Origin of the sequence: Natronococcus sp., from assembly GCF_047921035.1 — an archaeon.
Classification (GTDB): domain Archaea; phylum Halobacteriota; class Halobacteria; order Halobacteriales; family Natrialbaceae; genus Natronococcus.
Genome location: NZ_JBLRWX010000045.1, coordinates 13,343 through 28,471, shown reverse-complemented (window position 1 = coordinate 28,471; position 15,129 = coordinate 13,343). Strand labels below are relative to the sequence as shown.

Below are 15,129 nucleotides of genomic sequence, written 5' to 3'. Positions count from 1 at the left end.
GGCTGCGAACTGTGCGTTGCTCCCGCCGACGGGGTCGCTCAGCCCGACGTCGCCGAGTTCGTCGTCCAGCGGCTGGACGTGGTTGACGGCGAAGCCGGCGTCACGCCCCGTCGCGTAGCCGCCCGTATTCTCGCCGGGCGTGTCGTACGAGTGGTCGGTGTGGCCGTACCCCTCGGTCGCAGCCGCCGTTCGCTCGCCGTCGACCGTCGCGTCGGTCGCGCCGCCGCCCTGGCGGCCGAAGCCCCAGGCGGTACCGACGACGCCGGGGCGGATCCCGCCCGTGACGCGGACGGTCGCCTCGACGGATCGGCGACCGGCGTCGAGTTGGACGCGATCCCCGTTCTCGAGGCCGCGCTCGTCGGCGTCCTCGGGGTTGATCCAGACGGCGTTCTCGCCCTTGGTTTCGCGGAGCCACGCCGAGCCGGTCGTGCGGTGCATCCCCTGGGTGCGGGGCTTCCAGTTGGTCAACTGGAGCGGCCGCTCGGGTTCGTCGTCGCTGGTGACCGGCACCTGGACCTCGCCGTTGTAGTGGACGACGTCCTCGACGCGGGGGAGCGGATCGAACCGCTCGCCGTCGTAGGCGTGGCGGCCGGTCGGGGCAACTTCGTCGTAGAAGTTGACTCGAGTGCCGAGCTGGTAGCGCAGGTGATCGCCGTCGTAGGCGTTCGTCTCGGGGTGACGGCCAGCGTAGTCGTAGTCGTGGCCGCGCTCGGCGAAGGCCGCTTCGTAGCCGTCGATCGGCTCTTCGAAGCGGCCGCCGCGGTTGAGCACGGTGACGGCCTTGCGCCACTCCTCGTCGGTCACCGCTCCGCGCCAGTCCTCGAGATCGAAGTGCTCGCCCAGCCCCTTCTCGCGGGCCGCCCGGAACAGCTCGAGTTCCTCGTCGTCGGCGTCGGGCACGGGCTCGCGGTCGTAGGCGATGTTGGTCGCGAGCTTGACGTAGAAGTCCTCGGACGTGTCGAGCGACCACAGGTCCCCGTCGGCGTCTGGAATCGCGTCCTCGCCGACGCCCGGCAAGTCCAGCTCCTTCCAGATGTCGATCAACACCTCCTCGAACGGCCGGGCGTCGGGGACGACCCTGATCGTCGGCTGGCTTATCTTCTCGTCGGCCAGCCGTTTGTTCGGGTAGGTGCCGAAGTTCTCCCAGCGCTCGAGGTAGGTCGGCTCGGGGAGGACGTAGTCGGCGTAGCGGCTCATTTCCCCGAGTACGGTGTCGGAGGAGACGATCAGCCCGATCGCGTCCTCGTCTTCGAGCACCTCGGGGATCTTGTCGCCGCCGGCCGCGGCCATGATGTGGTTGTTCGAGTACGGCCGGATGAACAGCGCCTCGACGCCGTAGGGGTACTCGTCGGCCGCGCTGCCGTACAGCTCCTGGGTCGCCATCGGCGGCGCGACGGGGAACCACGGTCGCTGCGCGGGGTAGCCGTCGTCGCGCTCGAACAGCGAGGTGTCCTCGTAGTCGACCCCACCGCGCAGGATCGGGATCCCCCACGGCTCGTGGCCGTCGGGGACCTCGCCGAGTTCGTACCGGCCGCCCATCGTCTCGTAGCCGGCGTAGGGCGAGATCTGCCCGCCCTTCCAGTCGTAGTTGCCGATCAGGTGTTGCAGCGTCGAGATCGCGCGCGTGGTGTAGAACCCGTTCGTGTGCTTGCTCGGGCCGCGGTAGGCCATGATCGCCGCGCGCTTGCCGTGGCTGGTGAACTCGTCGGCGAGTTCGTCGATCAGGTCGACGTCGACGCCGGCCATCTCGGCGTACTCCTCGAGGGAGTACTCGAGAACGCGCTCGCGGTACAGCGTCCAGGCGCTCGCGACCGCCCGTCCGTCGACAGTGATCTCGACGTCGAGGACGGCCTCATCGACCTCGTCGGCTGGCGCCGGTTCGCCGGTGTCGGCGTCGACGACGACGAACGACTCGGGGTCGTCGGCCTCGAGGCCCAAATCCGCCGCGCGGGCCTTGGGGCGGTCGTCCTCGTCGACGAGCACGAGGTGGGTCGCGTCGCTCCAGGTCGGCTCGTCGTCGTCGGCTGCGGCGTCCTCGCCGGGATTGCGGAGGTACTCCTCATCGTAGCGGTCGTGCTCGACGATCCAGCGGGCCATCCCGAGCGCGAGCGCGGCGTCGGCGCCTGGTTTGACCGGCACCCAGGTGTCGGCCTTCTCGGCCGTCTTCGAGAGTCGGGGATCGACGACGTCCATCCGCATCCCGTCCTGGATCGCGTTCGTGAGCTTCGGGGCGAGCCACGTCGGGCCCTTGTTCGCGACCATCGGGTTGGTCCCCCAGACGAGCAGGTACTCGCAGTTCTCGATATCGGGGTACTGCCGTTGTTTCTGGCCCTCGTGGGAGCGGTTGAAGCCGACGACGCCGGAGATCCCGCAGGTGCCACCGTGGTGGATGCTGTTGGTCGAGCCGAGCCCCTGGTGCCAGAGCCGGTTCCGGATGAAGTTGCGCCGGAAGCCGCCGACGTCGACGATCTGGTTGGCCTTCGGCCCCAGGTCCGGGTGGTCGGTGTCGATCAGGGCGTCCTCGTAGCGCTCGTCGAACGCCTCGCGGCTCAGGTCGCCCTCCTGGACGGCCTCCCAGTCGTCCATCACCTCGTCTTCGGGCGCGTAGCCCCACAGCTCGCGGATCCCGTCGTGGCCGAGTTCGTCGTCGCCCTCGACGATCTCCTCGATGGCCTGCTCCCAGGAGATGGTCTTCCACTCGTCGCTGCCCCGCGGGCCGACGCGCTTCATCGGCTTTCGCAGCCGGTAGGTGTCGAACGCCGTCTGGATGCCGGCCTGGCCCTTCAGACAGATCCGGCCGCCAGAGAGCGACCACTTGCTGACGTCGACCTCGCCGGTCCCCTCGAGGTCGCCCGTCGCGACCCGTTCCGGATCGCTGCCGTAAGGCACCTGCGCGTACGGCTGGGTGTTGAGAAACGAGTACGGGTTGCCCGCGAGCTTGCGCACGAGCGAGCTGTACTCGCCACTGCCGCTGTCGTCGGCCAGCCGGACCTTGATCGGGCAGAACGTGTTACACTGCCCGCAGGTCGTGTGGATGACGTCCGACCCCTCGTACTCGCCGTACTCGGTGCCGACGCCGTTGCCGTCGCCGCCGAACCAGTCGACGTCGAGGAGGCTGCTGGCGACGCCGCCCGAGAGCGAGAGCGCCCCCATACCGCCGACCGCCTTGACGAAGTCTCGTCGTTCGATACCGCCGTCTTCCGTGCCCGGGTCGTCGGTTTCCGGGTTCGTCTCAGTTTCAGTCATGACCCTCACCTCGTGGAACGAGCGGGAGCAGTTCAGTGCCGATCGAGTACAGCAGGACCCCGAAGGCGATCACGCCGATCGAGAGCAGCCACTCCGGCGTCGACGGGACGTACGCGCCCATCGATAGCCCCTCGAGCGCGGGCTCGAGCTGGGCCGGGACGACGATGTTGAACCGCGTCCCGACGACGCCCAGCACGACGCTCGCGCCCGCGGCCGCGACGAATTTCGGCTTCCGGCGCCAGTCGCTGCGGTGGAGCAAGGCCAGTGGAAGGACCCACCCCAGTCCGACCATCACGAGCCAGAACGACCACCACATCTCGCCGGTCATGATCGTCAGCCACGCCTGGACCTCGCCGGGGTGGAGGCTGTAGAGCCCGATGAACGCCTCGAGCGTCTTCAGCGACGCGTCGAGGACGATGAACCCGGCGAGCAAGGCGGCCATGCGCTCGAGCAGCGCGCTGTCGAGCGTCCGGTGGGACAGCTTCGCCCGGACCACGTACAGCAACGCGACCAGCGCCATCCCGCTGACGACCGCCGAGGTGATGAAGATCACCGGGAACAGCGCGCTGAACCAGTACTCCCGGGCCGCGGCGACGGCGAACAGGTTGCCGGTGCCGCCGTGGACGAAGACGATCGCGAGCGGGATCCCTGCGATCCCGAGCCGCTTGAGCCACGTCCGGTCGGTCTCGAGGGCCTCGTCGCTCGTGTCCGTCCGCCCGAGCGTGAGCAGGCCCGCGAGCCGTCCCTTCAGACCGTCGTCGTTCTCGCTCGTCTCGACGAGATCCCGTCGCATCGAGAAGTACAGTTCGCCGGAGAGGACGCCGATGTAGAGCGCGTAGGCGTGGACCTCCCAAGAGAGCACCGACAGCGGCTGGCGCCAGGCGAAGACGTGCCAGAGCCGTTCCATTCGACCGATGTCGACCAGCACGAACGTGAGCGCGACGATCATCGAGACGATCGCGACGAACAGCGCCTCGCGTTCGATCTCGTGCATCCCCTCGACCTCGAAGACGTTCGAGAGCGTGCTCACGAGGAACGCGCCCGCCGAGAGGCCCACGAAGTAGATGTAGAAGGCGATCCAGGCACCCCAGGGAACTCCACTCGAGAGGTTCGTCGACTGGAGTCCCTCGGTGAGCCGGAGGTAGCCGCCGTAGGACCCGATCGCGATCAGGCCGAGCAGGAGGACGTACCAGGCGATCCGGAGGCGATCCCCGCCCAGCCTGGCCGTCACGGTGTGTGTGTTCGTGGACATGGTCACTTGAGGTAGTAGACGTTCGGGTCGGTGCCTTCCTTCTCCTTGAGCCGGAACGCTCGGGAGGAGGAGGCCAGTTCGTTCACCTCGCTCTCGTCGTCCTCGAGGTTGCCCATATAGCGGGCGTCGCCGACGCAGGTCTCGACGCAGGCCGGCTCTTCGCCGCGCTCCAAGCGGTGGTGACAGAAGTTACACTTCCGGACGTTGCCGACCGGCGACTCGCCGTCCTCGCGCGGCCCGCGGTCCGTCCCGTACTCGGGGCTTGTCACCTCGCCCTCCTCCTCGAACTCGCCGTCGTAGTTCTCGCCGAAGTCGAAGTAGCGAGCGTCGTACGGACAGGCGACCATGCAGTACCGGCAGCCGATACACCGGTCGTAGTCGATGTTGACGACGCCGTTGTCCATCTTGTAGGTCGCGCTAACTGGACACACCTGCACGCAGGGCGGGTTCTCACACTGCATGCACGGGCGCGGAACGTTCGTCCGGGTGACGTTCGGGAACTCGCCCTCTTCGCGTTCCAGAACGACGTTGTAGGAGACGCCCGGCGGCGTCCGGTTCTCGGCCTTGCACGCGACCGTACACGACTCGCAGCCGATGCACTTCTGGAGGTCGATGACCATCCCCCAGCGCGTGTCGCCGTCTTCGTCCGTCTCGTCTTCCCCGTCCGACTCCTCGAGTCCCTCCGCGATGCTCGCCATCGTCCCCACCGAACAGCCCAGCGACTCGGCGGTCTCGTCGTCGATCGTACCGTCGGCGCAGTCGACGGCCGGGTTCGGCGTCTCGCGGTAGGCGTCGCCGAACTCCGCGGCCGCCTCCGCGTCGTACTTCTCCCAGTAGGCCGCACTCGAGAGGTCGCCGTTGCTGACCTTGCGTGCGTCCTCGGCCATCTTGACGCCCAGGTCGGTCCGGTAGCTCGTCTTCGCGAGTTCGTCCCGGGGATCGGTCGCTTCGACGTCGACCATGGCGTCGTACGACTCGCCGCCGGTGGACGACTCCGGAACGCGGGGCATCGGCTCGTCGGCGCTCATCGCCGACCACCGGCCGACGGCCGTCGCGGAACGTGCAGGTTCGATCTCATACATGTACACAGAGGATCCCCAGGGGGCTGAGCGTTCTACCGATACTGTTGGGGACGGTCTCGCCGACCGAACCCCCGTTTGGATCGGCTACCGATACTGTTGGGGACGCGCCGACCGTCGGTTCCCGCCGACTCAACCGACGAGAAGATAAACGGCCGAGATCCAGCGCCCCGAACCGCCGAAACCGATATTCCTGCTCGGTAGGAAGACGGTCAGCACATAACTGCTGCGGGTGAGTACGTTCGTCCATGTCCTCGCTCCCGGCGATCCAACCGCGCTCGAGGTGGACGCGATGAGCCTGCTGCTCGTCGCGTCGATCCTGCTCCGACTCGCCGGGACCGGGTACTCGATCCTGTTGCTTCACCGTAGCGGCGACCGACGCTTCGCCTTCTTCACCGCGATGCTCGGGCTCATGGCGTCACGACAGCTCTGGACGCTCCAGACGACCGGCGGCGCCGGGCTGGCCGAACTTCCCGGTCTCCTCGTGAGCGTCTTCGCCGTCGCGGCGGTCTACTATCTCGGCCAGTACGTCGCGGAGGAAACGCGGATCAAAGACGAACTGACTGCGGCCAACGACCGTCTCCGTCGGTTCCGGAAAGCCGTCGAACACGCCGGCCACGCGATCTTCGTCACCGACCCTGACGGACGGATCGAGTACGCCAATCCTGCCACGGAGTCCGTGACGGGATACGCCCCGTCCGAGGTCGTCGGCGAAACCCCGAACCTGTGGAGCTCCGGCCAGCACGACGACGTGTTCTACGACGACCTCTGGGGAACGATCGTCGACGGCGACGTCTGGGACGGCGAGATCGTCAACCGGCGAAAGGACGGCGACCTCTGCTGGGCCGACGTAACGATCGCTCCGATCGCCGACGAGACGGACGACGTCGAAGGGTTCGTCGCGGTCGAGACCGACGTCACCGACCGCAAGGAGCGCGAGCTTCGGATCCGCGACCAGCACGACCGCCTCGAGCTACTGAACACGACCAACGAGGTCATTCGGGACGTCAACCGGGAACTCCTTCGCGCGGAGTCGAAAGCCGAGGTCGAAACCGTCGCCTGCGAGCAGTTTGCGAGCGCAGCGCCGTACGAATCGGCGTGGTTCGCGGCCCGGAACGCCGCGACCGACACCGTTCGAGCGAACACGAGCGTCGGCCTCGACGACGACACCCTCACCGCCGTCGTCGCTGCGATCAACGACGGTGACCGCGAGACGGTCGTCGATCGGGCGCTCGAGACGGACACGACCCAGGTCGTCCAGAGCTGTGGTGAAAGCCGGGGCACCTGTGAGTGTCAATCGGCTGCTGATCCGGGCGCCACAGTCGCCATACCGCTTTCGTACCGAGACGCTCGGTATGGTGCCCTCGTGCTCCACACCGACGACGACAACGCCACCGAGGCGCTGGACGTCGAGATCCTCGACGAACTCGGCGAGACCATCGCGTACGCGATTACCGCCGCCGAGAGCCAGCGCTCGCTCGTCACCGACCGCGTCACCCGACTCGCGTTCGATCTGACGCCCTCGGACGACCCGTTGCTGTCGCTCGCGGCGAGCCTCGACTCCGAGCTCGAACTCGAGCGGGTGACGACCGGTGCCGACGGCGACGTCCTCGGATTCGTCACGATCCGCGGCGCCAGCAGCGACGACGTCCGCGACTACGCCGGGAACGCCGACGACGTCGCGGACGTACAGGTGCTGCGCGATGGCGACGACGAATCGCTAGTTCGGCTCGCCGTTTCAGGAACGTCAGTCGTTGCCACGCTAGCGCGGTACGGCGCGGCCGTCCGATCGCTGGTCGCCGACGGCTCGGAGAGCACGCTCGTAGCCGAGGTCGCCGAGACGGCCGACGTCCGCAGCGTCGTCGAGGCCGTCTCCGAGACCCATTCCGGCGCGGACCTCGTGGGCCAGCGCGAACGCGACCGGGAGCTCGAAACCCGCGGCCAGTTCCGCTCCGCGATCGAGGACGCGGCCACCGACCGCCAGTTCGAGGCCCTCCAGCTGGCTCACTTCGGCGGTTTCTTCGAGTGGCCCCGCGAATCGAGCGGCGACGAACTTGCCGACAGGATGGGCGTCTGCCAGTCGACGTTCCTTCAGCACCTCCGGGCCGGCCAGCGGAAGGTCTTCGAGCGCTTCTTCGACCACGACCGCGGGACGGACGCCGGGCGCCCGTCGGGGATCGCGGCGGGGACGGACTAGTCCGAGTGCATCCGAGCGCTCACTGCTCGCGTCGGCCGACGTACTCCGCGGTGAACCAGTGCGCGATCGCCCCCTCGGCACGGTGCAGGACGTCGCTACAGGTCGACTTCGATATCTCGAGGGCCGACGCGACGTCCGTGAGCGTCGCTTCGCGCGGAACATCGTAGTATCCACCGTCGATAGCGGTCAAGAACACCTCGAGCTGACGGTCGGTCAATAGCTGTGTCGCCCGACTCGCGTCGGTGCTGTGGACGTACTCGATATCGTACCCGATCCCGCTCTCCTCAAGCGACTCGCCGAGAGCCGACAGCCGATCCGCACTCGTCGTCAGCTCCCAGGTCACCGCGCCGTCTTCGACCTCGAACGGCGTCTCCATGGGGGCGCCCGCCTGCCGCATCGGGGCGACCAGCGAGGGGTCCGCGGTCTCGACCTGGAGCATGGCCGTCTCGTCGTGTGTCCACAGTAACTCGAGTTCGCGAACGTCGTCCCGACTATCGATATCGGCGAGTATCGGAACCGGGTTCGACGCCGTCAGTTCGAGCACGCCGATGACGGCGTCCGGGCCCGGCAGCACCGAGCTAACTCGAAACGTGACGTCGGAGTGTGACGTCGAGACGTCGTGAATCCAGAGGTCGTCGGGAATCCGTACGGTGAGTTTCGCGCGTGGCATTCGACAGTCGATTAGCAGTCGACCGACGTAGGAGCGACTTCGAACATGTTCGAACCGATCTCACCGGTTCGCGAGAACCGATACACCCTCGGCGTTCGTTCGAACGTGTATGTCCAGATCAGGCGTCGCTTCATGCGATTCAGGACACGCTCCCAATGAAAGACGCTCCACTCGTCGATCAAATAACGGGCCGCCACTCTCGCTGACGCCGTTTCACGCCGCGGGCGTCGTCTTTCTGCTCGTCGGCCTCGTGCTCGCGCTCTATCAGGGACTCCAGGAGTTCGCGCTCGTCCCCGAGGTGTCGTGGATCACGTGGACGCACATCCACTTCGTCACCGTCGGCGCGTTCACCCAACTACTCTTCGGGATGCTCCCGCAGTTGACGGCGCGGAAACTCGAGCGACCGACACCCTCGCCGCGGGCCACTCGAGCGAGCTTCCTCGGGTTGAACGGCGCGCTCCTGCTCGCGTGGTACGGCCGCGCGTACGGCGAGCCGCTGTGGTTCGACGTCGGCCTTGCGACGATCTGGCTGCTGACGCTCTGGCTGTTCGCCCTCGTGGTCTGGATGGCGCTCCGGAGCAGCGGCGGGCGGGCGCGGGATCCGACCATTGGATTCTACGTCCTCTCGCCGTTCGTCTACCTGATCGGGCTCGGCTTCGCGTTCGGGCTGTTCAGCCACAGTTTGGACGTCCCCGGCGGGTGGTGGGGGCTTCGCGAGGCACACGTTCACGCCAACGCGTGGGGCTTTCTGGGACTCGCGGCGATCGGCACGCTGTACGACCTCTTTCCGCGGCTCGTCGACGCGGAGTTGTACAGCCAGCGTCTGAAACGGGACTCGTTTCCCCTGTTTGCACTCGGCATCGTCCCGCTCGTCGTCGGGCCAGTCCTCGACATGGGACGGACCGTGACCGCGGCCGGGCTGGCGCTGTACGCCGCCGGCTACCTCCTGTACGTCTACACGCTCTTCCGGACCTACCGCGCCGGCACGCCGAACGGGACGGCCCTCTCGGTGCTCGCCGCCCAGCTGTGGATCCTCGGGCCGGCCGGCTTCGCCCCGTTCGTCCTGTTCGGCGTTCCGCTCGGGATCCCCGAGCCGTGGCTCGAGACGGGCGCGTTGCACTTTTTCTTCCTGGGCTGGGCGCTCCCGATCGCGCTCGCGGGCTCGCTGCTCGTCGCGCGCTCCCTCGAGTGGCCCGGAACCGACGTGCGTTCCGACACTGGCGACCGCACTCGCGGACTCGTTCCCGCAGCGGGCGTTCCCTCGGTCGTCGGGACGCGGACCGTCCTCGCCTGGAACCTCGCGGTACTGGTCGTCGGAATCGGCTTTTTCTACCAGGATCAGTCGTGGTCGGCGCTGTTGCGCGGGCCGGGGTACGCCGTCCTGCTCGGGGTCTGGGGGTACTACCTGGTCAGAATCGTCGGCCATCGACGGTCGGTGCGAACGTAGACGGGAGCCTCCTGAGCGCGGCTTACTCGGCGCGGGAACCGACGTTCAGCCGTCGAACCGGAGCAGCCGCAACCCGATCAGGCTGACCAGCACGGTCGACCCCTCGTGGCCGACCACCGCGACCGGCAGCGGAATCCCCGCCGTGAGAATCGCGATCACCATGATCGCGATCGCGCCGAACGCGATGGTGAAGTTGACGTACAGCGTTCGTCGCGTCTCCTTGCTGAGCGCGAACGCGTAGGGGAGCCGATCGAGCCTGTCCGACATGAGCACGATGTCGGCCGTCTCGAGGGCCACGTCGGTTCCCGCCCCGCCCATACCGATGCTGATGTCGGCCGTCGCGAGCGCGGGCGCGTCGTTGACGCCGTCGCCGACCATCGCGACGGCCTCGTGGCGCTCCTGGAGCGCCTCGATGTGGTCGACCTTCTCCTCGGGGAGCAGCTCCGCGTACACCTCGTCGATCCCGAGTTCCTCGGCGATGTAGCCGGCGACCCGTTCGTTGTCGCCCGTGAGCATGACGATCTGCTCGACGCCGCGCTCGCGGAGCCGTTCGATGGTCTCGGCCGCGTCGGATCGGATCGTATCGCTGAACGCGAGCCAGCCGAGCACCCGCAGCCCATCGTCGGTCTCGCCGACGACGAGCACGCTCGTCTTCCCGCCGTGCTCGAGGTCGCGAACGGCCTCGAGCCCGGCCTCGAGCCCGTCGACCGATCGTCCCTCGAGTTCGGTCCGGACGTACCGGGGGTTGCCGATGTGGATCGTTCGCCCCTCGACGGTCGCGCGGACGCCCTTGCCGACGACCGCCTCGAACCCGGTCGCGGCGGAGAGCTCGAGGTCCCGCTCTCGGGCGGCCTCGACGGTCGCCTCGGCGAGGTGGTGCTCGGACCGGGACTGCACCGCGGCCGCGATGGCGAGCAGCCGCTCGTCGGTCAGCGACTCCTCGGCGATCAGTTCGCCGCCGACGGATCCGCCGTCGCCGGAGACGGTCCCGCGGGCGCCTACGTCGGTCAGCCGGGTGTTGCCCTCCGTCAGGGTCCCGGTCTTGTCGAAGGCGACGGCGTCGACGCTGCCTGCCGTTTCGATGTGTTCGCCGCCCTTGAACAGGACGCCCTGTCGGCCGCCGGCGGAGATCGCCGAGAGCACCGCCGCCGGCGTCGAGATGATGACCGCGCAGGGCGAGGCCGCGACCATGAGCGTCATCGCGCGGTAGAACGTCGAGTCGAACGGGTGATCCAGCAGGGCGATCGGGAGGACGATCGCGACCGCGGTCAGCGCGATGACGCTCACCACGTAGGGCTGCTCGAAGCGATCGATGAGCTGCTGGGTCGGCGCGCGCTTCTCCTGGGCTTGTTCGACCATGTGGATGAGCCGGGAGATCGCCGACTCCTCCGCTTTGCGGGTGACCCGTACCTCGAGACTGCCCGTCTCGTTGATCGTCCCACTGAACACCTCGTCGCCGGGTTCTTTCGTCACGGGAACGGACTCGCCGGTGAGCGAGGACTGGTCGACCGTGCTCTCGCCGGCCTCGACGACCCCGTCCAGCGGCAGCCGATCGCCGGGGCGGACGACGAACACGTCACCGACCTCGACGTCGTCGATCGGCGTCGTCGTTTCCCGCCCGTCGCGGAGGATCCGGGCCGACTCCGGACGCATCTCGATGAGCGACCTGATTGCGGTTCGGGATCGGCCGATCGCGTACTCCTCTAGGACGCCCGACAGCGAGAACAGAAACAGCAGCATCGCACCCTCGAAGGGGGCGCCGATAAACAGCGCGCCGAGCGCCGCGAGGATCATCAGGAGGTCGATCTCCACCGCGGGCTCCCGGATGGCTCTGATGCTCTCTTTCAGTCCGTACCAGCCGCCGAAGACGTACGCGACCGCGTAGCTGCCCCACACGAGCCAGTCGGGAGCACCGAACCAGCTGCCGAGCAGCCCGCTCATCATTCCGAGAAAGGTGAGCACGACAAACGCCGCCTGCCGTCGGACGACCGGGCGCTTCGCCGGCGACGACGGTCGTTCGGACGCGACCGATGCAGCGCTCGAGGACGTCTCCATACAGTTCGTTGGACTGTCGATCGAATAAGCCTTCGTGAGTCAGCAACGCACAGTTCGTTCTCGAGGTCACCGCGGTAGACCGCCGGCCGCGATCCGAGGGGCGGAAACGGAATCGAGCGGTTACCGGATCGACCGCCCGATCGCCTTCGCCAGCGAGAGGAAAAAGCCCAGGCCGGCCCGGACGTCCGCGTCGCGAAGCGCCCCGACGATTCCCCGCGGGCCGACGGGCTCGGCGGGTTCGGAACCGGCTTCGCCGACGGCCTCGAGCAGCGCCTCGAGCGTGCGTGCGACGTCGTCGTCGGCCGCGGTGTCGGCCAGTTCGCCGAGCCCGGTGCCGGTGGCCGCGAGGTCGGTCACCATCCCGTCGTCCATGGCGTCCGAGGCGAGCGCGGCGAGATCGGCAAGCGCCGCCAGGTCGTCGAGGGTGCCCGACCGCTGCATCCGGGCGACCGTCTCGAGGGCCGCGGCCAGTTCGTCGGCGTTCTCCCCGGTCGCCTCGCCGAGGGCAGCGACCTCGTCGGTCGCCAGGCCGTCCGCGGCAGCGCCGAGGTTCGTCGCGGTGCCCGACAGCTCCTGGACCATCCGGTCGTCCATCGCGGCCGTCGCCAGGTCCGCGGCGTCGAGCAGGTCGTTGACCGCGTCGAGGCGCTCGAGGAACCGGGCGACCGCCTCGGGGTTCTCGGCGACCAGTTCCTCGAGGGCCGGCTCCGTTGCGTCGGTCGCGGGTTCGGATTCGGCGTCGGACATCAGAGCAGCCCCCGTGCGGTGAGCCAGTAGGACTCGTTGTAGCCGAGCTTCGCCCAGTGGAGCGGTTTCGACGGCTCGCGGACGAACGGCTCCTCGCCGTATGTGAACTCGATGAACGTCGCCTCGCTCATCCCCGCCTCGAGGAAGCAGACGGTCTTGCCGTCGTAGGTCGCCGTCGGCGTCTGCCCGCGGACCCGGCTGGCGAGGCGGTCGGCGACGACGCCCGCCTCGTAGTGGGCGACGCTTCCGGCTTTGCTCGTGGGGACGTCCGCGACGTCGCCGATCGCGTAGACGTCCTCGGCGTTGGTCGCCTCGAGGGTGTGTCTGTCGACGTCGACCCAGCCATCCTCGCCGAGCCCCGCGTCGGTCACGAGGTCGCTGCCCGCGTGGGGCGGGATCGCCACGAGCAGGTCGTACTCCAGCTCGTTGCCCTCGACGGTCTCGATGACCTCGGCGTCGGGATCGATCTCCTCGACGTTGAAGAACGTCTCGAGGGCGATGTCCCGCTGCTCGAAGAGATCGGTCGCCCAGTCGGCGATCGACTCGAGGCCGTGGGCGCGGTTGATCGGGTACGTGTAGGTGAGGTCGACGTCCTCGCGCCGACCCCGCTCGCGCAGCCAGTCGTCGACCATCAGCACGAACTCGACGGGCGCGGCCGGGCACATGTGGGGGACGCCGACGACGCTCAACACGAGGTGGCCCTCGGTGAACTCGGCGAGTTCGTCCCGGAGGCGTTCCGCACCGTCGGGGCCGTAGAAGTGGTGACCGCCCTCCGCGAGGCCGGGGACGGCGTCGGGCTCGAGGCTCGCACCGGTCGCCAGCACGAGCTGGTCGTAGCCGAGCACCGAGCTGTCGGCGAACGACAGCGTCTTCCCGTCCGTGTCGACGTCGATCGCTCGTCCGATCGAGAGCGTCACGCGGCGGTCGATCAGCTCCTCGACCGGTCGCTTCGCGTCGTCGACCGTCTTCTTTCCGAAGGGCACGTACAGGAAGGTCGGCTTGTAGACGTGCTCCGGGTCGGCCGTGATCAGCCGCACTTCGACGTCTCCGGCCTCGATCTCCGTCTGTAGCTCCTCGGCGAGTCGGTTCGCGAGTACCGTTCCGCCCGTTCCGGCGCCGACGATTGCGATTCGGTGCATGTCAGTTGACCTCGATGTAGATGGTCCAGTGGTCGTCCAGTTCGTCGATCTCGAGCAGGTCGTGGCCGGCTTCGTCGAGCCACTCCGGCACGTCCGTCGTGGAGTTTCGTTCGGTCGTCCGGAGCGCGACGACGGTGCCGGGCTCGAGCGTCTTCACCCGCCCGATGAGATCCATCAGCGGGCCGGGACACGTTGCGTCTCGCGAGTCGATCGTCACGTCTGGTTCGGTACTCTCTGTCATTGTATTCACCCTCGAGTGTGTAGCTTCCGCCGTCGTCGTTCGAACTCCTCCTCGGAGATGTCGCCGCGAGCGTAGCGCTCGCGGAGCGCCTCGAGTGCCGGGTCCGACTCTCCGGTTCGTGCGCGAGCGGTCGAACTCCCCTCGCGACCCGCGGCCCAGACGACCGCGAGCGCGAGCAGGCCGACCACCAGCAGCGGCCAGAACAGCCAGCCGCCGATACCCCAGCCGCCCATCGCTCCGCCGCCGTGGCTCTGTGCGGCGCCCGTCGCCGCCGCCCCGACGAGGAAGACCGCGCCGGTCGCCGCAAGCGCCGTTATGTAGCGACCGAGCCGCTCGTGTGTCGTCGTCATCGTTCGATCACAGTTGGGAGTACGATATTGTATAATATAAACACTGATGCGAAATCCTCTACGGCTGGAACTGGCGACAGACATATACCGACGCAGTTCAACCCCGGACAAATAGTAGCGGAAATCCACCACTGTGGCGAATATGTCGTCTGATGTTTGAGAGAGCTATTCGATCTCGCCTTGCGGTCGTTCCTTTCGTATTGCTTTTTCCATACACAACTATTATGCCGGACGAGCGCGTATCGTCGCGCCATGAGTCACACTGCGGACGACGAACGCGAGCGGATTCGCGACCGGAAGAAACGAGAACTGCAGCGCCGCCTCGAGAACGGCGGCGACCCGACCGGGGACGGGGCGGCGACGTCGGACGAGCCGATCGCGATCGAGGGCCAGCGTCACCTTCGGAACGTCGTCGACGACCACGACGTCGTGCTGGTCGACTGCTACGCCGACTGGTGTGGCCCCTGCAAGATGCTCGAGCCGACGATCGAGTCCCTCGCGGCGGAAACGGACGCCGCGGTCGCGAAGGTCGACGTCGACGCCCACCAGCGGCTGGCCCGGCAACTCGGCGCTCGCAGCGTCCCGACGCTCGTGCTGTACGCCGACGGCGAACCGGTCGAGCGGCTGCTCGGGGCCCAGGACCGGGCGACTCTCGAGGGGCTGATCGACCGCCAGAGCTAATCGAGCGACCGAGTCGCAACGTCGA

At 67.8% G+C, this 15,129-nt stretch carries 12 protein-coding genes; 3 read left to right on the top strand and 9 right to left on the bottom strand.

The genetic code is table 11. The annotated features are described in order from the left end of the window. From ACNA7R_RS10935 to ACNA7R_RS10925, 3 genes are all read right to left on the bottom strand, one after another. A partial coding sequence (locus tag ACNA7R_RS10935; RefSeq protein ID WP_416283599.1) for a molybdopterin-dependent oxidoreductase occupies positions 1 to 3,246 on the bottom strand: 3,246 nt, incomplete at its 3' end. Then, positions 3,239 to 4,498 carry an NrfD/PsrC family molybdoenzyme membrane anchor subunit gene (gene nrfD / locus ACNA7R_RS10930; protein ID WP_416283598.1) on the bottom strand — a complete coding sequence of 420 codons (1,260 nt, stop codon included), beginning with the start codon at positions 4,496 to 4,498 and terminating at the stop codon, positions 3,239 to 3,241. The genes nrfD and ACNA7R_RS10935, both read right to left, overlap by 8 nt. A 2-nt stretch (positions 4,499 to 4,500) precedes the next feature. Continuing rightward, complete coding sequence (locus ACNA7R_RS10925) at positions 4,501 to 5,526, bottom strand: 4Fe-4S dicluster domain-containing protein (RefSeq protein ID WP_416283597.1); 1,026 nt, start codon at positions 5,524 to 5,526, stop codon at positions 4,501 to 4,503. Between the two features lie 343 nt (positions 5,527 to 5,869). On the opposite strand from ACNA7R_RS10925, the gene ACNA7R_RS10920 reads away from it, so the two are divergent. Continuing rightward, positions 5,870 to 7,774 (top strand): bacterio-opsin activator domain-containing protein, encoded by a 1,905-nt coding sequence (locus ACNA7R_RS10920; protein ID WP_416283596.1) that lies wholly within the window; start codon positions 5,870 to 5,872, stop codon positions 7,772 to 7,774. A 19-nt stretch (positions 7,775 to 7,793) separates the two neighbouring features. Here ACNA7R_RS10920 and ACNA7R_RS10915 read toward each other — a convergent pair whose 3' ends face one another. Then, positions 7,794 to 8,444 (bottom strand): helix-turn-helix domain-containing protein, encoded by a 651-nt coding sequence (locus ACNA7R_RS10915; RefSeq protein ID WP_416283595.1) that lies wholly within the window; start codon positions 8,442 to 8,444, stop codon positions 7,794 to 7,796. 109 nt (positions 8,445 to 8,553) lie between these two features. Between ACNA7R_RS10915 and ACNA7R_RS10910 the strand changes: the two genes are divergently transcribed. Then, entirely contained in the window at positions 8,554 to 9,891 is a 1,338-nt protein-coding gene (locus ACNA7R_RS10910; protein ID WP_416283594.1) for a hypothetical protein, read from the top strand. Between the two features lie 45 nt (positions 9,892 to 9,936). On the opposite strand, the gene ACNA7R_RS10905 is transcribed toward ACNA7R_RS10910, so the two are convergent. The 5 genes from ACNA7R_RS10905 to ACNA7R_RS10885 all read right to left on the bottom strand — a co-directional run bounded on the left by ACNA7R_RS10905 (position 9,937) and on the right by ACNA7R_RS10885 (position 14,423). Next, the gene (locus ACNA7R_RS10905; protein WP_416283593.1) at positions 9,937 to 11,946 is read right to left on the bottom strand and encodes a heavy metal translocating P-type ATPase; all 2,010 of its coding nucleotides are present in this window, start codon (positions 11,944 to 11,946) and stop codon (positions 9,937 to 9,939) included. A 120-nt stretch (positions 11,947 to 12,066) separates the two neighbouring features. Beyond that, a complete protein-coding gene (locus ACNA7R_RS10900) occupies positions 12,067 to 12,693 on the bottom strand; it encodes a DUF1641 domain-containing protein (protein WP_416283592.1) in 627 nt (208 codons plus the stop codon). After that, positions 12,693 to 13,832, bottom strand: coding sequence for an NAD(P)/FAD-dependent oxidoreductase (locus ACNA7R_RS10895; RefSeq protein ID WP_416283591.1), 1,140 nt, complete (start codon positions 13,830 to 13,832; stop codon positions 12,693 to 12,695). The genes ACNA7R_RS10900 and ACNA7R_RS10895 overlap by 1 nt, the downstream gene beginning before the upstream one ends. Before the next feature lies 1 nt (position 13,833). Beyond that, entirely contained in the window at positions 13,834 to 14,073 is a 240-nt protein-coding gene (locus ACNA7R_RS10890; protein WP_416283590.1) for a sulfurtransferase TusA family protein, read from the bottom strand. Positions 14,074 to 14,078: 5 nt separating this feature from the next. After that, entirely contained in the window at positions 14,079 to 14,423 is a 345-nt protein-coding gene (locus ACNA7R_RS10885; RefSeq protein ID WP_416283589.1) for an SHOCT domain-containing protein, read from the bottom strand. 252 nt (positions 14,424 to 14,675) lie between these two features. On the opposite strand from ACNA7R_RS10885, the gene ACNA7R_RS10880 reads away from it, so the two are divergent. Continuing rightward, complete coding sequence (locus ACNA7R_RS10880) at positions 14,676 to 15,104, top strand: thioredoxin family protein (protein ID WP_416283588.1); 429 nt, start codon at positions 14,676 to 14,678, stop codon at positions 15,102 to 15,104. Positions 15,105 to 15,129: the final 25 nt, after the last annotated feature.